Origin of the sequence: Pseudomonas sp. R1-1 (assembly GCF_051132135.1) — a bacterium.
Taxonomy (GTDB): Bacteria; Pseudomonadota; Gammaproteobacteria; order Pseudomonadales; family Pseudomonadaceae; genus Aquipseudomonas.
Genome location: NZ_CP071663.1, coordinates 573,533 through 594,609, shown reverse-complemented (window position 1 = coordinate 594,609; position 21,077 = coordinate 573,533). Strand labels below are relative to the sequence as shown.

Here is a 21,077-nt window from a genome sequence, read left to right as displayed (position 1 = left end):
GTGGGAGCGAGCCTGCTCGCGAAAGCAATCTAAAGAACGACGGTGCGATTGGCGTTGAGAAACACTCTGCGCTCAATGTGATACCCAACCGCCCGCGCCAGCGTCAGGCCTTCGATATCGCGCCCCTTGGCAATCAAATCCTCCGGGTAATGACTGTGATCCACCGCCTCGACGCCCTGGGCAATAATCGGCCCTTCATCCAGATCGTTGTTGATGTAATGCGCCGTCGCGCCAACCAGTTTCACGCCTTTGTTGTAGGCTTGGTGATACGGCTTGGCGCCCTTGAAGCCGGGCAGCAGCGAGTGGTGAATGTTGATCGCCTTGCCATCGAGCTTGCGGCACAACTCCGGCGACAGCACCTGCATGTAGCGGGCGAGGATCACCAGTTCGGCGCCGGACGCTTCGATCACCTGCCAGACCTGACGCTCCTGCGCCGGCTTGTCATTAGGGTCGAGTGGGAAATGGTAGTAGGGAATCTGGTGCCAGTCGGCCAACGGCTTGAGATCCGGATGGTTGGAAACCACCGCCGCCACATCCATCGACAACTGGCCGATGCGCTGGCGATAGAGCAAATCGTTCAGGCAGTGATCGGCCTTGGACACCATGATCACGACTTTCGGCCGGTAGTTCGGCGCGGTCAGCTCGAACAGCATGCCAAAAGCATGTCCGCGTTCGGCCAGGCCGGCGCGGAAGGATTGTTCGTCGAAGCCGTCGGGCTGGCGGAATTCCACACGAATGAAAAAGCGCCCGGAGAGGCGATCGTCGAAAGAATGGTGCTCAGTGACGTAGCAGCCCTGCTCGAACAGAAAACGCGTCACCGCGTCCACCGTGCCGAGGACGCTGGGGCAGTCGGCGGTCAGAATCCATGTATCTGGGGCACGGCTCATATTTTTTCCTCTGATCGTTCCCACGCTCTGCGTGGGAATGCCGCCATGGACGCTCTGCGTCCGCTCTTGGAACGCGGAGCGTCCCGGGATGCATTCCCACGCAGAGCGTGGGAACGATCATCCAACTCAGGTCGAAAACAACACAAATCGGCTCCCTTTCCCCCTCTCCCCCTTGGGGGCGGTCCGACGTTTCGGAAGGGCTGGGGTGAGGGGGGCTTTTGGTCTTTCAGGCCTGAACACTGAGGCCGTACTCAGCCGACGCATCCTGCAACCACAACCACCAGTAATCCGAGAAGCTGCGGCGAATCAGCAATTCCCAGGTGTCTTCGGCCGTATGGCGAATCATCAGCTGCGACTTGGCGAACACCGTGCCCACCGCTTTGCCGACCGGAAAGTTGTTCGGGTGCACGTCGTAACTGGTCGACTTCATCAGCACCTGACGCACGTTCGGCCCGCTCAATTCGAGAAGTTGCTGGCCGCCGCTGACATTGACGATTGCGATGTGCAGGTCGCCCAGCGCTGCGCGCAGTTGCTGTTCGGCGGCGAATTCCTCACCGCTGGGCACGATCAGCAGCCACTCGTCCGGGCCCATCCATTGCAGGCTGGTTTCGCCTTTGACGATGACGCTGAGGGCGCCGGGCAGTTCAATGCCCAGCGCCTTGTGCACAGCGGCGGCGAAGGCGGCATCGTGGCCATCGCCACGAATGGTCAGATGGCCGAGGAGTTTTTTCTCACGCACGATCACGCCGGCGTTCTTGCGGCCCTTGCCGACCAGGCTGGCGAGGTCGGCATGGTGCAGCGACGACTCGGCGCGGGCACCGGTGGTCGGGCGTTGTTGGTACACATTGGCTGTGGTCATAAAGCACCTTCTGAATTCTGACTTGAGCCCTGTGTAGGCAGATCTACCGCTATCGCGAGCAGGCTCACTCCTACAAGGGGTACGCGATCACCTGTAGGAGTGAGCCTGCTCGCGATGAAGTCACCGCGGTGCAACTGCACTCCCCAGGAGCCGACCATCAAATGTTCTGCCGCTCGCCCTTCGGATCGAAGAACACCGAAGAAACGATTTCCGCCTCGATCACGCTGCCATCGGCCAGCGGTGCAAACACCCGCTCGCCCATGCGCTTGAGACCGCCCTTGACCACACCCATGGCAAACGAATAACCCAGGGAGTTGTGCGCGTAGCTGGAAGTCACGTGGCCGACCATGCTCATCGGGATCGCCTGCTTGGTGTTGAACACCAGTTGCGCACCTTCCGGCAGCCATTTGGTTGGATCGACCGGTTTCAGGCCGACCAACTGTTTGCGTTGATCACGCACGCAGTCTTCACGGTTCATCCCACGCTGGCCGATCCACGAGAATGGTTTGGTGCGACCCACACACCAGCCCATGTTCAGGTCGTCCGGGGTCATCGAGCCGTCGGTGTCCTGGCCGACGATGATGAAACCCTTCTCGGCGCGCAGCACGTGCATGGTTTCGGTGCCGTACGGGGTCAGGTTGTACTGCTTGCCGGCCTCGACGATTTTTTCCAGCACGCCCATCGCATAGTCGGCCTGGACGTTGACTTCGTACGACAGCTCACCGGTGAACGAGATACGGAACACCCGCGCCGGCACGTCACCGACCAGACCTTCTTTCCAGGTCATGAACGGGAACGCTTCGTTGCTCAGATCGATGTCGGTCACGGCGCTGAGCAGCTTGCGGCTGTTCGGCCCGGACAGGGTCATGGTCGCCCAGTGGTCGGTGACCGAGGTGAAGTACACCTTCATCTCCGGCCATTCGGTCTGGTGGTACAACTCCAGCCATTGCAGTACGCGGGCAGCGCCACCGGTGGTGGTGGTCATGACGAAATGGTTGTCGGCCAGACACGCCGTCACACCGTCGTCGAAGACCATGCCGTCTTCCTTGCACATCAAACCGTAACGCGCCTTGCCCACGTCGAGCTTGGTCCAGGCGTTGGTGTACACGCGGTTGAGGAACTCGCGGGCATCCGGGCCTTGAATGTCGATCTTGCCGAGGGTCGAGGCATCGAGCAGGCCGACGCTGTCGCGCACAGCCTTGCATTCGCGCTTGACCGCGGCGTGCAGGTCTTCGCCGTTTTTCGGGAAGTACCATGGACGCTTCCACTGCCCGACGTCTTCGAACTCGGCGCCGTTCTTCACATGCCAGGCATGCAGCGCGGTGTAGCGCACCGGTTCAAAAATGTGCCCACAGTGACGACCGGCTACGGCGCCGAAAGTCACCGGCGTGTAGTTCGGGCGGAACATCGTGGTGCCCATCTGCGGGATGGTCACGTTCAGCGAACGCGCGGCAATTGCCAGACCGTTGACGTTGCCGAGCTTGCCCTGATCGGTGCCGAAGCCCAGCGCGGTGTAGCGCTTGACGTGCTCGACCGACTCGAAGCCTTCACGGGTCGCCAGTTCGATGCCACCGGCGGTGACGTCGTTCTGCAGGTCGACGAATTGCTTCGGCGCACGTGCCGAGTTTTTCTCGTGGGGCACCTGGAACAGCGCCAGCGTCGGTTCTTCGACGCGGCTCAAGGCTTTCGGCAGCACGCCTTCGACGGTCTGGAAACCAGCTTCAGCGGCAGCGCGCACGCCACCTTCGAAACCGTCAGCCAGAGAATCGCCGAGCGCGTAAACCCCATTGACGCCACCGACGCACACGCGTTTCTGCGGTGCCTCGCCCGGTACGAAACCGAGGATGTCTTCACGCCAGATCGGCTTGCCGCCCAGGTGCGACGCCAGGTGCACCACCGGGCTGTAACCACCGGAGCTGGCGACCAGATCGCAGTCGAGCCATTCGCCCGGGCTGGTCACGGCGTGTGCTTTCACATCAATCGCCGCAACGCGGGCAGCGGTGACGCGTTTGCTGCCACGCACTTCGATCACCGCACTGCCGGTGAGGATGCGAATGCCTTTGGCGCGCGCTTCTTCCACCAGCGCACCGCGCGGGTTGCTGCGCGCATCAGCGATCGCCACCACTTGCAGACTGGCATCGAGCCAATCGAGCGCGACGCGATAGGCGTGATCGTTGTTGGTGCTGAGGACCAGTTTTTTGCCCGGCGCCACGCCGTAGCGACGCACGTAAGTCGATACCGCACCGGCAAGCATGTTGCCCGGCACGTCGTTGTTGCCGTAGACCAGCGGACGCTCATGGGCGCCGGTCGCCAGCACCACACGCTTGGCGCGCACGCGGTGAATGCGCTGACGCACCTGACCGATCGGCGTGCGGTCACCGAGGTGATCGGTGAGGCGTTCGTGAATGGTCAGGAAGTTGTGGTCGTGGTAACCGTTGACCGTGGCGCGCGGCAACAGCAGCACGTCCGGGGTGTTCTTCAGTTCGGCGAGGACGCTGGCGACCCACTCCATCGCTGGTTTGCCGTCGAGGCTTTCGCGCGAGTCGAGCAGGCTGCCGCCGAACTCTTCCTGCTCATCGGCCAGAATCACTCGGGCACCGCTGCGTGCAGCCGCCAAGGCTGCGGCGAGACCGGCCGGGCCGGCGCCGACGATCAGCACATCGCAGTGCTGGTTCATGTAGTCATAGGTGTCCGGATCGTTCTCGGTCGGCGAACGGCCAAGACCAGCGGCCTTGCGAATGTACTTCTCGTAAGTCATCCAGAACGATTGCGGGTACATGAAGGTTTTGTAGTAGAAACCCGGCGGCATCAGCTTGCCGCCGACCTTGCCGAGAATGCCCATCATGTCGTTGTTGACGCTCGGCCAGCCGTTGGTGCTGGTCGCGACCAGACCTTGGTACAGCGCCTGTTGCGTGGCGCGCACGTTGGGAATCTGCGTGGCTTCGGTAGCGCCGATCTGCAGGATCGCGTTCGGCTCTTCGGCACCGGCGGCGAAGATGCCGCGTGGACGCGAGTACTTGAAGCTGCGGCCGATGATATCGACGCCGTTGGCAATCAGCGCAGCGGCCAGGGTGTCACCCTCGAAACCTTTGTAGGTCTGACCGTTGAAGGTGAAGCTCAGCACTTTGTTGCGGTCGATCCGTCCGCCGTTGGACAGGCGATTGGTCTGGCTCATACCTTCTCTCCCAGCGCCGTCGTGGCGGTTTTTGCAGTGCCAGCCTTGTCGGTGAATTGTGGCTTCTCGCCGATCTTGTAGCTCTCGAGAATCTCGTAGGTCACGGTGTCGCGGGTGACGTTGAAGTACTGCCGGCAACCGGCGACGTGGTCCCACAGCTCGTGGTGCAGACCGCGCGGGTTATCGCGGAAGAACATGTAGTCGCCCCACTCCTCGTCGGTGCAGGCGTTCGGATCCAGTGGACGCGGAATGTGCGCCTGCCCGGATGCGTGGAATTCCTCTTCGGAGCGCAGTTCGCCGCAGTGAGGACAGAAGATATGCAACATGGGATTTCTCCTGTTAGTGGGCGACGGCAGCAGCGCCGTGTTCGTCGATGAGGGCGCCGTTGTGGAAACGGTCGATGGAAAACGGTGCGGCCAATGGGTGCATTTCACCCTTGGCCAGACTCGCGGCAAACACGTTGCCTGAGCCAGGTGTGGCCTTGAAGCCGCCGGTGCCCCAACCGCAGTTGAAGAACATGTTCGGTACCGGGGTTTTCGAAATGATCGGGCAGGCGTCCGGGGTGGTGTCGACGATGCCGCCCCACTGGCGGTTCATGCGCACGCGGGACAACACCGGGAACATCTCGACGATCGCTTGCACGGTGTGCTCGATCACCGGGTACGAACCACGCTGGCCGTAGCCGTTGTAGCCGTCGATACCGGCGCCGATCACCAGGTCGCCCTTGTCGGACTGGCTGATGTAACCGTGCACAGCGTTGGACATGATCACGCTGTCGATAATCGGCTTGATCGGCTCGGACACCAGCGCTTGCAGCGGGTGGGATTCGATCGGCAGACGGAAACCGGCGAGCTTGGCCATGTGCCCGGAGTTACCGGCAGTGACCACGCCGACGCGCTTGGCGCCGATGAAACCCTTGTTGGTTTCGACGCCGATGCACACGCCGTTTTCCTTGCGGAAACCGATCACTTCGGTCTGCTGGATCAGGTCCACGCCCAAGGCATCGGCGGCACGGGCAAAGCCCCAGGCCACGGCATCGTGACGGGCGACGCCGCCGCGACGCTGCACGGTGGCGCCCATTACCGGGTAGCGGGTATTTTTTGAGCAATCGAGGTAGGGAATTTCGTCTGCCACTTGCTTGGCGTTGAGCAGTTCACCATCAACGCCGTTGAGGCGGTTGGCGCTGACCCGACGCTCGGAATCACGGATGTCTTGCAGTGTGTGGCACAGGTTGTAGACGCCGCGCTGGGAGAACATCACGTTGTAGTTGAGGTCCTGCGACAGGCCTTCCCACAATTTCATCGCGTGTTCGTAAAGGTGCGCCGACTCGTCCCACAGGTAGTTGGAGCGGACGATGGTGGTGTTGCGCGCGGTGTTACCGCCGCCCAGCCAGCCCTTCTCGACCACCGCGACGTTGGTGATGCCGTGTTCTTTCGCCAGGTAATAGGCGGTCGCCAGACCGTGCCCGCCACCGCCGACGATGACCACGTCGTAGACTTTTTTCGGCGTCGGCGTGCGCCACATGCGCTGCCAGTTTTCGTGGTGGCTGAGCGAGTGTTTGAAGAGGCCGAAGCCCGAATAGCGTTGCATAGTCATTTACTCCAGAACGCTCAGCGATAAACCGGGAAGTCTGCGCACAGGGCCGACACCTGTTGGGCAACATTGGCCTCGACATCGGCGTCACCTAGGTTGTCGAGGATGTCGCAGATCCAGCCGGCGAGGGTTTCGCACTGGCTGACCTTGAAGCCACGGGTGGTGACGGCCGGGGTGCCAATGCGCAGGCCCGAGGTCACGAACGGCGACTGCGGGTCGTTCGGCACGGCGTTCTTGTTCACAGTGATGTGGGCACGGCCGAGAGCGGCGTCAGCGTCCTTGCCGGTCAGGCCCTGACGGATCAGGCTGACCAGGAACAGATGGTTATCGGTGCCGCCGGACACTACATCGTAGCCACGTTTGATGAACACGCTGGCCATCGCCTGAGCGTTGTCGATCACTTGTTGCTGATAAGCCTTGAAGCCCGGCTCCAGCGCTTCCTTGAAGCACACCGCCTTACCGGCAATGACGTGCATCAGCGGGCCGCCCTGGGCACCGGGGAATACTGCGGCGTTGAGCTTCTTTTCGATCTCTTCGTTGGACTTGGCCAGGATCAGCCCGCCGCGTGGACCGCGCAGAGTCTTGTGGGTCGTGGTGGTGACGACGTCAGCGTACGGCAGCGGATTCGGGTACAGGCCAGCGGCGACCAGACCGGCGACGTGGGCCATGTCGACGAACAGCAGTGCGCCAACCTTGTCGGCGATCTGGCGGAAGCGCGGGAAGTCCAGAGTCTTCGAGTAAGCCGAGAACCCGGCGACGATCATTTTCGGCTTGCACTCAACGGCCAGACGCTCGACTTCGTCGTAGTCGATCAGCCCGGTGTCGGTGTTGATACCGTACTGCACGGCGTTGTAGAGCTTGCCCGAGGACGACACTTTCGCGCCGTGGGTCAGGTGGCCGCCGTGAGCCAGGCTCATGCCGAGGATGGTGTCGCCCGGCTGGATCAGCGCCAGGTACACCGCGCTGTTGGCCGAAGAACCGGAGTGCGGCTGGACGTTGGCGTAATCGGCGCCGAACAGTTGCTTGGCGCGCTCGATCGCCAGCGCTTCGACTTTATCGACATGCTCGCAGCCGCCGTAGTAGCGCTTGCCCGGGTAGCCTTCAGCGTACTTGTTGGTCAGGCCGCTGCCTTGCGCCTGCATGACGCGCTTGCTGGTGTAGTTCTCCGACGCGATCAGCTCGATGTGATCTTCCTGACGTTGCTCCTCGGCATTCATCGCCGCCAGCAGTGCATCGTCGTAACCCTGGATCTGGTCTTGCTTGCTGAACATCGCGTCTCTCCCAGCGGCATCTGTGCGCCATTCGTCTCGGTAAGGCACCGGCAATCGCAGCGGTGCCCTTTGATGCGATGGTATGACCGGCACAGACAGCTCAAATGCCTGCGCGCGCCACGCAAAGGTGCGTTTACGACATGGCTGGAAATGACTTGTCGAACCTGCACAGATCCCTTGTAGGAGTGAGCCTGCTCGCGATAGCGGTGGATCAGTTGACGCCTATGCTGGCTGATCCACCGCTATCGCGAGCAGGCTCACTCCTACAGGGGTTATGTGATGACTTGGCGGACGGCGAGCAACATCAAGAAATGCGCGGGGTAAAGGGCATACGCCCACCGGCGCATCGGTGGCGACTGAAGATGTCGCCCATGTCGCAAGAGGAACATCCCCAGCATTGGCGCAAACAGACAAGTCGCCAGACCGACAATCGCCACGCGATTGCCGAACCGCGCCGATTCGAGCAATACCTGCCATTGATTCGCGGCGACACAGATCAGGCCCGGCAGCAGACCGAGATACCAGGGATGACGAAACACCACGAGCATCGCCAAAGGCAGCAGAACGCCAAAGAAACCAAACATCAGTCGCTCTGAAAAAACCGCCGCGGCCAGCAGCGCAGCGGCGGCCAGCAGTCGCGAAACCGACGAGGAGTCCTGCCAACCGCGCGCCACCAACAAACCCAGCGCCAGCGTCGGCATTACGTTCAAAGTATCGGGATCAGCAATGTACAAGCGATACGGAATTTCACTGACGGCGCTGAACAGCAACAGCCAGCCCAGATAGCGCCACTCCATTTTCCGTGAACCGTCGCGAGCCAGATTCGCCGCCATCGCCAGGCAAAACCACGGATAGGCCAGTCGCCCCGGCACGTACAGCCAATCGGCGGAAAAGCCGACATATCGCAGGTGATCGAGGACCATACTCAATAGCGCCAGCCACTTGAGCAGATCCAGCGCGCCGTCGCGTCGGCTCAGGTGCATAATCGGCCCATAAACTGGTAATTTCCTGCACCCGACATCGCATGTGCTCCCCGGAAGATCTTCGGTAAAGTGCGCATCTTCATTGACCACGAGCCTTCACAAGAGTCTCGATTACGGAAGCCGGCCATGACCGACAAGAGCCAACAATTCGCCAGCGACAACTATTCCGGTATCTGCCCGGAAGCCTGGGCTGCCATGGAACAGGCCAACCACGGCCACCAGCGCGCCTATGGCGACGATGAATGGACCGCCCGCGCGGCCGATCATTTCCGCAACCTGTTCGAAACCGACTGCGAAGTGTTCTTCGCCTTCAACGGCACCGCGGCCAACTCGCTGGCCCTGTCGTCGCTGTGCCAGAGTTACCACAGCGTGATCTGCTCGGAAACCGCCCACGTCGAAACCGACGAATGCGGCGCCCCGGAATTTTTCTCCAACGGTTCGAAACTGCTGATCGCCGGCACTGAAAACGGCAAGATCACCCCGCAGTCGATCCGCGAAGTCGCGCTCAAGCGCCAGGACATTCACTATCCGAAACCGCGCGTGGTGACCCTGACCCAGGCCACTGAAGTCGGCAGCGTCTACACCCCGGAAGAAGTCCGCGAGATCAGCGCCACCTGCAAGGAGCTGGGCCTGCACCTGCACATGGACGGCGCGCGGTTTTCCAACGCCTGCGCATTCCTCGGCTGCTCGCCCGCTGATCTGACCTGGAAGGCCGGCGTCGATGTGCTGTGCTTCGGCGGTACGAAAAACGGCATGGCCGTGGGCGAGGCGATCCTGTTCTTCAATCACAAACTGGCCGAAGACTTCGATTACCGCTGCAAACAGGCCGGGCAACTGGCGTCGAAAATGCGCTTCCTGTCGGCGCCCTGGGTCGGCATTCTGGAAAACGGCGCCTGGCTAAAATATGCGCGCCACGCCAACCACTGCGCGCAACTGCTGGCCGAACTGGTCAGCGACATTCCCGGCGTCGAACTGATGTTCCCGGTCCAGGCCAACGGCGTGTTCCTGCAACTGTCCGAGCCGGCCATCGCCGCGCTGACTGCGAAGAACTGGCGCTTCTACACCTTCATCGGCAAGGGCGGCGCACGTTTCATGTGCTCCTGGGACACCGAAGAAGAGCGCGTGCGCGAACTGGCGCGTGACATCCGCGAAGTGATGTCGGCCTGATCCCCCCGCCACACTGATCGTTCCCACGCTCCGCGTGGGAACGCCTCCCGGGACGCTCCGCGTTCCAGCCCCACCACCATCGCCACATTGAACTCCGCTATGACGCGGAGCGTCAGTGGCTGCATTCCCACGCAGAGCGTGGGAACGATCTTGGGTCGAGACTGACTTTTCCCACCGCTACCCTACTTCCCCTCTATCGCGAACATCCCGCACGCCCCACTCTGATCGTTCCCACGCTCCGCGTGGGAATGCCTCCCGGGACGCTCCGCGTTCCAGCCCCACCACCTTCGCCACATTGAACACCGCTATGACGCGGAGCGTCAGTGGCTGCATTCCCACGCAGAGCGTGGGAACGATCTTGGGTCGGGACTGACTTTTCCCACCGCAATACCCTACTTCCCCTCTATCGCGAACATCCCGCACACCCCACTCTGATCGTTCCCACGCTCCGCGTGGGAATGCCTCCCGGGGCGCTCCGCGTTCCAGCCCCACCACCATCGCCACATTGAACACCGCTATGACGCGGAGCGTCAGTGGCTGCATTCCCACGCAAAGCGTGGGAACGATCCCGCGTCAAAATGACGTTTCCCACGCACACCAGTGACTTCTTCCTCTAGCGCGATAAATCCGCACGCCCCACTCCGATCGTTCCCACGCTCCGCGTGGTAACGCCTCTCGGGACGCTCCGCGTTCCATCTCCTTCGCACCGCAAGATTCAAGGATCGAATCCCATGGGCCGCAGCCGCTACACGATTACCGAAGCCGACAAGCCGCACTTCCTGACCTGTACCGTTATGGAATGGTTGCCGTTATTCATTCGCCCATACATCGTTGAGCACCTGCTCCATTGCTGGCGCTATCAACAAACTCATCACGACTTGAAGCTGTATGGCTACGTGATCCTGGAAAACCACCTGCACTTCGTCGCTCAAGCACCCGATCTGAGCAAATGCCTCAGCCAGTTCAAATCATTCACCGCGCGACAGATCATCAATGACTTGCAAACCAAAGGCGCCGACAAAGCCCTGCAGCGTCTGCGCTTCAGCAAACGCGCGCATAAGCAGGATCGGGTTTATCAACTGTGGCAAGAAGGCGCGCACGCAGAGATGGTCTACAGCGAATCAGTGATGCGCCAGAAACTTGAATACATCCACAACAACCCGGTGAAACGCGGTTACGTGGATTTACCAGAGCATTGGCGGTATTCGAGTGCCAGGGACTACGCAGGAACTGAGGGACTGATCGAGGTTCAGCGCTGGTATTGAAATGGGACGCGGAGCGTCCCGGGCTGCATTCCCACGCAGAGCGTGGGAACGATCAGCTGTCGTGCGTGCGAGATGCCGATTAAAACTCAATCCGCACATCGCCTTTAGGCACACTGCAGCAAGAAAGGATGAAACCCTCCGCCTCGTCATCCTCGGTTATCCCGCCGTTGTGCTCCATCTCCACTTCGCCGCCGAGCTTCATCACCTTGCACGTTCCGCAAATGCCCATGCCGCAGGCTTTCGGAATCATCAAGCCCAGCTTGGCCGCCGCCGCGTGCACGGTTTCGCCCGGTGCCACGCGGATGCTCTTGCCGGAGGCGGTGAATTCGACTTGATGCAGATCCGCCGCGTCGATTTCCGGCGCATCGGCTGCCTGTTCGGCCTGTTCCACCGCGTCGGCACGCGCTTCCGGTGGCGTGGCGCCGAAGGATTCCTCGTGATAACGCGACATGTCGTAGCCGGCGTTTTCCAGCAAGCGCTTGACCGCGGTCATGTACGGCGTCGGGCCGCAGCAGAACACTTCGCGTTCGAGAAAGTCCGGCACCATCAGCTCAAGCATCTTGTGGTTGAGGTAGCCGCGATAACCGGCCCATGGCTCACCGAGACCATGTTTCTCGCAGATCAGGTGCAGGCTGAAGTTGTCGATCCGCGACGCCATGTGTTCCAGCTCGCGGTGATAGATGATGTCCTTCGGCGAGCGCGCGCTGTGGATAAAGGTCATGTCGACATTGGCGTTGGTGTCGTAGAACCAGCGCGCCATCGACATGCACGGCGTGATACCGACGCCGCCGCTCAGATACAGAACTTTTGGGCTCGGGAAATCGATCGCATTGAACAACCCGACCGGGCCATGCACTGCAAGCTCTTGTCCTTCATGCAGCGTGTCGTGCAGCCAGTTGGAAACCTTGCCGCCTGGCACGCGTTTGATGGTTACCGAAAAGCTGTACGGCACCGACGGCGAGCTGGATATGGTGTACGAGCGCATGACCGGCTGGCCTTCGATTTCCAGTTCCAGGGTGACGAACTGCCCCGGCTTGAAAAAGAACATGATGGGCTGGTCGGCCATGAAGCAGAACGTGCGCACATCCCAGGTTTCCTGGATGACTTTGACGCAACGGACAATGTGTCGGCCATTGGCCCAGGTCTGGGTGGTGACTGGATTCAGGAAGCTGTTGGACATGCTGTTCTCCACGGCCGACTGTCGGCCTCATGTCGGCGATTCTGCGTATAGCGCGGACCGTCCGTTTACCTATCCGCGACATTGACATACTTATCGCGACCAGCCCCCAACCACCGGGGCTTGCGCGTCGGGAACAGATTGCACCATGTCGCCCATGGATAAGGTTCGGGGCAGCGCCGGCCCCACACTCGCCCCAACACAAGACGACTTCTTTACACCTTGCGTAGCAACCGTTTTGCAGCACACCTGATCAGCCACTTTCGCCGGCCACGCAGAGGGCCATGAGGATTACATCGATGGACGTCACCGCAAAAATCAGCCTGGGCGATCCGCTGGAACCCGCACGCAAGGCCACCGCACAAATGCTCCAGGAACGCGAGCGGACCTTCTCCCTGCCGCAGCCGTTCTACAGCGACGAGCGCCTGTTCGATATCGACATGCAGGAGATCTTTCAGAAAGAGTGGTTGATCGCCGGCATGACCTGCGAAATCCCGGCCAAGGGCAACTACCTGACCCTGCAGGTCGGCAAGAACCCGATCATCGTCATTCGTGGCGCCGAAGGCGTGGTGCACGCGTTCCATAACGTCTGCCGCCACCGTGGCTCGCGCCTGTGCACCAGTGAAAAAGGCAAGGTCGCCAAACTGGTCTGCCATTACCACCAGTGGACGTACGAACTGGACGGCCGCCTGCTGTTCGCCGGCACCGAGATGGGCGCCGACTTCGACATGAAGCAGTACGGTCTCAAACCGGTGAACGTGAAAACTGCCGGTGGCTACATCTTCATCAGCCTGGCGGAAAACCCGCCGGCTATTGATGACTTCCTGTCGACGCTCAACCATTACATGGAACCGTACGATATGGAGAACACCAAGGTGGCGATCACCACCACCTTGATGGAAAAGGCCAACTGGAAACTCGTCCTGGAAAACAACCGCGAGTGCTACCACTGCAACGCGTCGCACCCGGAACTGCTGAAAACCCTGCTGGAATGGGACGACGTCACCGACCCGCGCGCCGACCAGGCGTTCAAGGACCACGTCGCTGCCTCCGCCGCTGCCTGGGAAGCGGAGAAGATTCCGTACGCCCACGCCAGCTTCGGCCTGCGCAACCGCATCGTGCGCATGCCACTGCTCAAAGGCACCGTGTCGATGACCCTCGATGGCAAGCAGGGCTGCGCGAAATTGATGGGGCGGATCAAGAACCCGGATCTGGGCTCGATGCGCATCCTGCACCTGCCGCATTCGTGGAACCACTGCATGGGCGACCACATCATCGTCTTCACCGTGTGGCCGATCAGCGCTCAGGAAACCATGGTCACCACCAAATGGCTGGTGCACAAGGATGCCGTTGAAGGCGTCGATTACGATGTCGAGCGTATGCGCCAGGTATGGGACGCGACGAATGATCAGGACCGTCGCCTGGCAGAAGAGAACCAGCGCGGGATCAACTCCACCGCCTACCAGCCGGGGCCCTACTCGAAGACTTATGAGTTTGGCGTGGTCAACTTCGTCGACTGGTACAGCGAGCGGATGCTGAACAACCTCGGCGCTGAGCCAGCGCCTTATCTCAAAGGTGTACCGGTTCAGGGTTAAAAAGCAAAAGCATCGCGAGCAGGCTCACGCCTACAGTTTGGAATGCGTTCCCCTGTAGGAGTGAGCCTGCTCGCGATAGCTATTTCACATACACCCAATCCCAAGCCTTGATTGCACAATTTCTGATCAACCACCCCGCCAGCCATACCCAGCAAGCCCCCCAGCCTTCCGCAAACAAGTTATCCACATACCCACCCACAGCAATTGGGGGTAACTGTGGATGAACCATCAAATATCCCGCTGATTTGCAAAGAAAAACCGTGACTTATTCAAAATCAGTGTTCCCGAACACAACCGATCACTTTTTAACCAGATCTCTACAGGTCACGTTTTTAAAGGCCTGTAGCGGGTAGCGAACACGTTATCCACAGAAGCGCCAACAGAGATCGGGGGTAACTTCGCTTGTTCTGTGGAAAAGCGCGCGAGGCTGGGGAAAAGACCTCGTCCATGGGACTTTTACCGCAGAAAGGCTTCACTTGATCAAAATATGATCACATCTTTGTAAGCCTTGTTCCATAAGGCTTTCAGCGGATAGCGAACACGTTGTCCACAGAAGCGCCAACAGAGATTGGGGGCAAGTTTTCGCAGGGTGTTGTAGAAAAACCTCTGGAAATCCGTAAGTTACACTGATCACTTTCTGATCATCGGGCTGGAAGGCTTGATTATCGCGGGATGTAGGGAGGGGCGAACACGTTATCCACAGAATCGCCAACAGGGATTGTGGGTAAACCGCTACCCTCACCCCAGCCCTCTCCCGGAGGGAGAGGGAGCCGACCGAGTCGACTCATAAAGGTACATCGAATAGAGCGATCGAGGCGGTCACAGACTTGGCCAAACCGGGGCCACCGCGACGGCGCAGGTCGATGCATCTGGCCAATTCACCGCGGTCGGTCCCCTCTCCCCTGGGAGAGGACTAGGGTGAGGGGCTTCTCAGCGCACCACACCCTCTTCGATCAGCAACTTGAGAATGGCTTCTGCACCCGCCTGCGCAGTCACACCTTTCAGAACTTGCCCACCGCCACCACTGGCTTTCGCCGTGGCGGCCTTCATCCGGTCAGCCCCGCTCTTGGCCTTGATCACTTTCAAGCGCTTGGGCCTTAGCTTGGCCGGTTGCAGCGTGGCGACGGCCAGAAGCTGGTCGTCCACCACCTCGACTTCATCAGCCTGTAACTCGCCCCGTCGCGCCGGTCCGTAAGCACTTTGCCGAGGCTTCGGCGCGGCATTATCCACAGTCGCCAGAAACGGCAGCTTGACCTTCAAGCGTCGCCGCTGCCCGCGCGGCAATGCTTGCAGCACCAGTGCCGAGCCGTCATTGATCGACTCGACCTGCGCCAGCCCGACCACCAGTGGCCAGCCCAGCCCTTCGGCGAGCAGAAACGGCAACATCCCCGAACCTTCGCCGGTTTCCGCCTGGCTGCCGGTCAATACCACTTGCGCGCCTGCCTCACGCAGGTACGCGGTCAGCGCCGGCAGCGCATCGGCGCCTGCCGGTTGTTCCAGCACGTGCATCTGCTCAAGGCCCATGCCCAGATAGGCGCGCAGGGCCGGTTCGGCGATATCGCCGGCGTGCAGCACTTGCAGGTTATCCCCAGCCAGTCGCAAGCCCAGCTCGACCGCGCGGGCGTCCTGTTCGGCGCGCCGTGGCCGGCCGGAGGTTGGATGGGCGCCAATCGAGACCAGACTGATAACGTTCGTGTTCATAGGGTTTCCTTAAGCCGCATCGCGCTTGGCGTCGTTGCGGTAAGCCGCGACCGCTTCGATCAACGCTTGCAGAATCTCTGCGCTTTCGCCGATCACCGAAAGGTCGGCACGCTTGATCATGTCGCAGCCCGGATCGAGGTTGATCGCCACCACCTTGTCGCAGGCGCCAATGCCTTGCAGGTGCTGGATCGCCCCGGAAATACCCACGGCGACATACACCCGCGCGGTGACCCAGGTGCCGGACGCGCCGACCTGGCGATCACGGGCCATGAAACCATCGTCCACGGCGACCCGCGACGCGCCCTCGGTGGCGCCGAGTGCAGCGGCTGTTTCGTGGAACAGCGCCCAGTCCTTCACGCCGTTGCCACCCGAGAAAATGAATTCGGCTTCGGCCATCGGAATCGCGCCCGGGTCCACCGCTACCGCACCGAGATCTTCGATCCGCGACAGGCTGCGCGCCACGCTTGTGGATAACTCCGCCGGCAACGCTTCATGACGGGTTTCGCTGACCGGCTCGGCGCATTCGGCCGCCGCCAGAATCAACCGCGCTACCGGACGGGCCAAGTCCTGCAGCCCGGCGCCGGCGCGGCCGATACACTCTTGATCCTTGACCTGCCAGACCCGCGTTGCCGGGCGTTCGCCCAGTGCTGCCGCAAAGCGTCGGCCGAGTTCGCCACCACCGCTGCGGCTGTCCGGCAGCAGCCAGTGACGCGGGTTGAACTGGTTATCCACAGCCCGCAGGCCTTGCACCCGTTGTTCCGGTGCATAACCGCTGAACTCGTCGCCTTCGAGCACCAGCAAGCGATCAACACCCGCCGTGGCGAAAGCGCTTTCCTTGTGCTCGCCAAACACCACCGCCAACACCGCGCCGTCCGTGCCCGCCAGTTGATGAGCGAGGCCCAGCAGATCGCGGTCGTGGCTGCTCAAGCGGCCACCGACCATGTCCGGCACCACGCAGATGTAGAACGCCGGCGTTGGCACCTGATGCAACGGCAATTGCACTTCAACCGCGGCCGAACGCTTGACCGCCCCGCCCTGCTGCGCGCCACTGCGGTCAATGCGTTTGATGCCGTTGGGGCCGATGAAACCGATGCCGTGCAGATTCTTGCGGATAACGCCATTCGGCCCCATCCAGCTGTGTTGCGCCGGTTGCATCGCCGCGTGCAGCGGATGCAGACGGTTGCGCGCGATCCATTCGGCGCGCGGGTCGCGGCGGATAATGTCGCTCATCAATGCACCTCCGCAGGTTCACGTTTGGCCGGTGCCGCCGGTTTGCTCGGCGCGGCGTCCTCGAGCAGCGCGTCGGCGACCAGTTCGGCAATGTCCTTGATCAGCGGACGCGGTTCGACCACGCCTTCGAGCATCGCCGTGCACTGTGGACAACCCACGGCCACCAGTTCGGCGCCGGTCTCGCGGATGTCGTCCATGCGCATGTCGGGGATGCGCTGCTTGCCCGGAATGTCGGTGATCGGCGCGCCGCCGCCACCGCCACAGCAGCGCGAACGGAAACCGGAACGCTGCATTTCTTTGACTTCGATGCCGAGCGCACGCAGCACTTCGCGCGGTGCTTCGTATTCGCCGTTGTAGCGGCCCAGGTAGCACGGGTCGTGATAGGTCACGCTGTTGCCTTTGTGCTGGCCGAGGTTGAGTGCGCCAGCCTGGATGATCTCGGCCATGTAGGTGCTGTGGTGCTGCACCAGATAATGGCCGTCGAACGCGCCGTACTCGTTTTTCAGCACATGGAAACTGTGCGGATCGCAGGTGACGATGCGGTTGAAGCTGTATTTGCCCAGGGTCTGGATATTGCGCTTGGCGAGCAACTGGAAGGTCGCTTCGTCACCGAGCCGCCGCGCCACGTCGCCGCTGTCGCGTTCTTCGAGGCCAAGCACGGCGAAGTCGATTTTCGCCGCTTTCAACACTTTGACGAAGGCGCGCAAGGTGCGCTGATTGCGCATGTCGAAAGCGCCGTCGCCGACCCAGAACAGCACGTCGGTGGATTTCTTCTCGCTGAGCAGATTGAGGTTCAGGTCCGCTGCCCAGTTCATCCGCCCGCCCGGTGCAAAACCGCCGGGGTTGTCGGTGGCGATGAGGTTTTCGAGGACTTCGGCGCCCTTGTTCGGCGTCGCACCTTTTTCCAGGGTCAGGTGGCGGCGCATGTCGACGATCGCATCGACGTGCTCGATCATCATCGGGCATTCCTCGACGCAGGCGCGACAGGTGGTGCACGACCACAGGGTTTCGGCATCGACCAGACCGTTGACGATCGGTTGATGCGGATTGCCGCCGTGTTCGCCCACTGGTTTGCCAGGGTACGGACTGCCGGCGAACTTCGCGTCAGTGCCACCGGCGAGACCGACGACCATGTCCTGAATGAGTTTTTTCGGGTTCAGCGGCTGGCCGGCGGCGAACGCCGGGCACGCGGCTTCACATTTGCCGCACTGCACGCAGGCGTCGAAACCGAGCAACTGGTTCCAGGTGAAATCCTTGGGTTTTTCCACGCCCAGCGGTGCGTCTGGATTGCTCAGGTCCAACGCTTTCAAACCGGTCGAGCGACCACCGCCAAAACGTTCCGGGCGACGGTGCCAGGCCAGGTGCAGCGCGCCGGCGAAGGCATGTTTCATTGGCCCGCCCCAGGTCATGCCGAAGAACAGTTCCGACACGCCCCACAGCACGCCAACACCGAGAATGGCCGCGAGCACCCAACCGCCGAAGTTCTCCGGCAGGATCCCCGCCACCGGCAAGGTCACCAGAAAGAACGACGCGGAAAACGCCAGCAGGCTTTTCGGCAGGCGCATCCACGGGCCTTTCGACAGACGCGCTGGCGGGTTGCGCCGACGCAGGTACATGAAGATCGCGCCGATGAACATCACCGCCGACATGAGCAGCAAGGCGTAGCCGAGGATGCGGTTATGCAGGCCGAAACCGTGCACCAGAATCGCCAGCACAATCGACGCCACGGCACCGCCCGCCGTGGCAACGTGGGTGTTGGCGATGTATTTGTCCCGTGCCACGACGTGGTGCAGGTCGACCATGTAGCGCTTGGGCATGGCCAGCAGACCGCCGAGCAGATCGACCTTCGACGCCCGGCCACGACGCCACATGTTCATCCGCCGCAGCGCGCCGAGGAGCGCAAGGCCCAGGGCTGCGAACAACAGGATTGGAAGAAGGGTGTTCAACATGGTGAAGCTCCCACCAGACAGCCTGGAGAAACACGATCCGCTTTACTGTGGGAGCGAGCCTGCTCGCGAAAGCGCTGGGTCAGTCGACATCAGCGTCAACTAGCAGATTGCATTCGCGAGCAGGCTCGCTCCCACAGGGTTATGTGCAAGCCTTAAAAGTCTTTACACAGTCTGAGTGCGTCATAGATCGCGGCGTGGGTATTACGCTGCGCCACGCAGTCGCCGATGCGGAACAGCAAGTAGCCGTCACCCGCTTCGCTCAACGAAGGCTGCGGCTGGATGGCGAACAGCGCTTCGACGTCGATCTGGCCCTTGTTGCGTGAGCCGTCCTTGAGGGCGTAGTAGATTTCCTCGTCCGGGCGCACGCCATTTTCGACGACCACCTGATCGACCACTCGCTCCTCTTTCGCGCCGGTGTATTCGTTCTCCAGCACCGCCACCAGCTTGTCGCCTTCGCGGTAGACCTTCTCCAGCATCATGTCGCCGGTCATGATCACTTCTTTCGGGTACATGCTGCGGTAGTAGGTCGGGAACGACGTACCGCCAATGGCCACGCCCGGTTTGATGTCATCGGTGACGATCTCGACCTGGCTGCCCTTGTCGGCGAGGAAGTCGGCGACCGACATGCCGGTGAACTCGCAAATCGTGTCGTACACCAGCACGTTCTTGCCCGGCGCGACCTTGCCGTCGAGCACGTCCCAGCTGCTGACCACCAGCCCTTCGGCGGCGCCCCAGTGCTCGTTCTGCTCCAGGTACGGATGCCCGCCGACTGCCAGCACCACCACGTCCGGACGCAGGTCCATGATGGTGTCGGCATCCGCCGCCGTGCCCAGGCGCAGATCGACTTTCAAGCGCGCCAGCTCCAGTTGGAACCAGCGGGTGATGCCGGCGATCTGGTCGCGCTGCGGCGCTTTCGACGCGGTAGTGATCTGCCCGCCGATGAATTCCTTCTTCTCGAACAGGGTCACATCATGGCCACGCTCGGCGGCCACGCGTGCGGCTTCCATCCCGGCCGGGCCGGCACCGACGATCACCACTTTGCGTTTCGGCCCGGTGGATTTCTCGATGATGTGCGGCACGCCCATGTACTCACGGGAAGTCGCGGCGTTCTGGATGCACAGCACGTCCAGACCTTGATACTGGCGGTCGATGCAATAGTTGGCACCGACGCACTGCTTGATCTGGTCGATCTGGCCCATCTTGATCTTGGCGATCAGGTGCGGGTCGGCGATGTGCGCGCGGGTCATGCCGACCATGTCGACGTAACCGCCCTCAAGGATCCGCGTGGCCTGGTTCGGGTCCTTGATGTTCTGCGCGTGCAGCACCGGCACCTTGACCACTTCCTTGATCCCGGCAGCCAGGTGCAGGAACGGCTCCGGTGGATAACTCATGTTCGGAATGACGTTGGCCAGGGTGTTGTGGGTGTCGCAACCCGAGCCAACCACGCCGATGAAGTCGAGCATGCCGGTGTCATCGTAATACTTGGCGATCTGCTTCATGTCCTCGTGGGACAAGCCGTCCGGGTGGAACTCGTCACCGCACAGGCGCATGCCCACACAGAAGTCGTCACCGACCTCGGCGCGTACGGCTTTCAGTACCTCCAGGCCGAACTTCATTCGCCCTTCGAAGCTGCCGCCCCACTCATCGGTGCGCTTGTTGACGCGCGGGCTCCAGAACTGGTCGATCATGTGCTGGTGCACGGCCGACAGCTCGACACCGTCCAGACCACCGGCCTTGGCCCGGCGCGCGGCCTGGGCGTAATTGCCGATCACCCGCCAGATTTCTTCCGGCTCGATGGTCTTGCAGGTGGCGCGGTGCACCGGTTCACGGATGCCCGACGGCGACATCAACGTCGGCCAGTTGAAACCGTCCCAGCGCGAGCGGCGGCCCATGTGGGTAATCTGGATCATGATCTTGGCGCCATGCTTGTGCATGGCGTCGGCCAGATTCTGGAAGTGCGGAATGATCCGGTCGGTGGACAGGTTGACCGAGCTCCACCATTCCTGCGGGCTGTCGATCGCCACGACGGACGAACCGCCGCAGATGGCCAGGCCGATACCGCCCTTGGCTTTCTCTTCGTAGTATTTGACGTAGCGGTCGGTGGTCATGCCACCGTCAGTCGCGTAGACCTCGGCGTGCGCGGTGCTGAGCACGCGGTTGCGGATGGTCAGTTTGCCGATCTGGATCGGCTGGAACATTGCTTCGAAAGCCATTTCACGGTCCTC

At 61.4% G+C, this 21,077-nt stretch carries 15 protein-coding genes; 3 read left to right on the top strand and 12 right to left on the bottom strand.

Going from position 1 to position 21,077, the window contains the following annotated elements; translation table 11 throughout:
* Window positions 1-29: 29 nt before the first annotated feature.
* The 7 genes from purU to J3P75_RS02700 form a co-directional block, all read right to left on the bottom strand.
* On the bottom strand, window positions 30-887 hold the full coding sequence (gene purU / locus J3P75_RS02730) for a formyltetrahydrofolate deformylase (RefSeq protein ID WP_434709251.1): 858 nt from the start codon (window positions 885-887) through the stop codon (window positions 30-32).
* A gap of 226 nt (window positions 888-1,113) precedes the next feature.
* Window positions 1,114-1,746: a sarcosine oxidase subunit gamma gene (locus J3P75_RS02725; RefSeq protein ID WP_434709250.1), complete on the bottom strand. Its 633-nt coding sequence runs from the start codon at window positions 1,744-1,746 to the stop codon at window positions 1,114-1,116.
* Between the two features lie 157 nt (window positions 1,747-1,903).
* Window positions 1,904-4,921 carry a sarcosine oxidase subunit alpha gene (locus tag J3P75_RS02720; protein ID WP_434709249.1) on the bottom strand — a complete coding sequence of 1,006 codons (3,018 nt, stop codon included), beginning with the start codon at window positions 4,919-4,921 and terminating at the stop codon, window positions 1,904-1,906.
* Window positions 4,918-5,247 carry a sarcosine oxidase subunit delta gene (locus J3P75_RS02715; RefSeq protein WP_016772830.1) on the bottom strand — a complete coding sequence of 110 codons (330 nt, stop codon included), beginning with the start codon at window positions 5,245-5,247 and terminating at the stop codon, window positions 4,918-4,920. The genes J3P75_RS02720 and J3P75_RS02715 overlap by 4 nt, the downstream gene beginning before the upstream one ends.
* 13 nt (window positions 5,248-5,260) lie before the next feature.
* Entirely contained in the window at window positions 5,261-6,511 is a 1,251-nt protein-coding gene (locus J3P75_RS02710) for a sarcosine oxidase subunit beta (RefSeq protein WP_003177603.1), read from the bottom strand.
* Between the two features lie 20 nt (window positions 6,512-6,531).
* Complete coding sequence (gene glyA / locus J3P75_RS02705; RefSeq protein WP_024014589.1) at window positions 6,532-7,785, bottom strand: serine hydroxymethyltransferase; 1,254 nt, start codon at window positions 7,783-7,785, stop codon at window positions 6,532-6,534.
* 272 nt (window positions 7,786-8,057) lie between these two features.
* Window positions 8,058-8,768, bottom strand: a complete 711-nt coding sequence (locus J3P75_RS02700) for a TraX family protein (RefSeq protein ID WP_434711198.1) — start codon at window positions 8,766-8,768, stop codon at window positions 8,058-8,060.
* A 126-nt stretch (window positions 8,769-8,894) separates the two neighbouring features.
* On the opposite strand from J3P75_RS02700, the gene J3P75_RS02695 reads away from it, so the two are divergent.
* On the top strand, window positions 8,895-9,935 hold the full coding sequence (locus J3P75_RS02695) for a low specificity L-threonine aldolase (RefSeq protein ID WP_434709248.1): 1,041 nt from the start codon (window positions 8,895-8,897) through the stop codon (window positions 9,933-9,935).
* Between the two features lie 731 nt (window positions 9,936-10,666).
* Window positions 10,667-11,200 carry an REP-associated tyrosine transposase gene (locus J3P75_RS02690; RefSeq protein ID WP_434709247.1) on the top strand — a complete coding sequence of 178 codons (534 nt, stop codon included), beginning with the start codon at window positions 10,667-10,669 and terminating at the stop codon, window positions 11,198-11,200.
* A 79-nt stretch (window positions 11,201-11,279) separates the two neighbouring features.
* On the opposite strand, the gene gbcB is transcribed toward J3P75_RS02690, so the two are convergent.
* Window positions 11,280-12,380, bottom strand: coding sequence for a glycine-betaine demethylase subunit GbcB (gene gbcB / locus J3P75_RS02685; RefSeq protein WP_208939476.1), 1,101 nt, complete (start codon window positions 12,378-12,380; stop codon window positions 11,280-11,282).
* Between the two features lie 296 nt (window positions 12,381-12,676).
* Between gbcB and gbcA the strand changes: the two genes are divergently transcribed.
* Window positions 12,677-13,972, top strand: a complete 1,296-nt coding sequence (gene gbcA, locus J3P75_RS02680; RefSeq protein ID WP_016772823.1) for a glycine-betaine demethylase subunit GbcA — start codon at window positions 12,677-12,679, stop codon at window positions 13,970-13,972.
* 930 nt (window positions 13,973-14,902) lie between these two features.
* Here gbcA and J3P75_RS02675 read toward each other — a convergent pair.
* From J3P75_RS02675 to dgcA, 4 genes are all read right to left on the bottom strand, one after another.
* Window positions 14,903-15,673 (bottom strand): electron transfer flavoprotein subunit beta, encoded by a 771-nt coding sequence (locus J3P75_RS02675; RefSeq protein ID WP_434709246.1) that lies wholly within the window; start codon window positions 15,671-15,673, stop codon window positions 14,903-14,905.
* A 9-nt stretch (window positions 15,674-15,682) separates the two neighbouring features.
* Entirely contained in the window at window positions 15,683-16,903 is a 1,221-nt protein-coding gene (locus J3P75_RS02670; protein ID WP_434709245.1) for an electron transfer flavoprotein subunit alpha/FixB family protein, read from the bottom strand.
* A complete protein-coding gene (dgcB, locus tag J3P75_RS02665; protein WP_434709244.1) occupies window positions 16,903-18,852 on the bottom strand; it encodes a dimethylglycine demethylation protein DgcB in 1,950 nt (649 codons plus the stop codon). Before dgcB ends, J3P75_RS02670 begins: the two co-directional genes overlap by 1 nt.
* A gap of 152 nt (window positions 18,853-19,004) precedes the next feature.
* On the bottom strand, window positions 19,005-21,065 hold the full coding sequence (gene dgcA, locus J3P75_RS02660) for a dimethylglycine demethylation protein DgcA (RefSeq protein ID WP_394504016.1): 2,061 nt from the start codon (window positions 21,063-21,065) through the stop codon (window positions 19,005-19,007).
* Window positions 21,066-21,077: the final 12 nt, after the last annotated feature.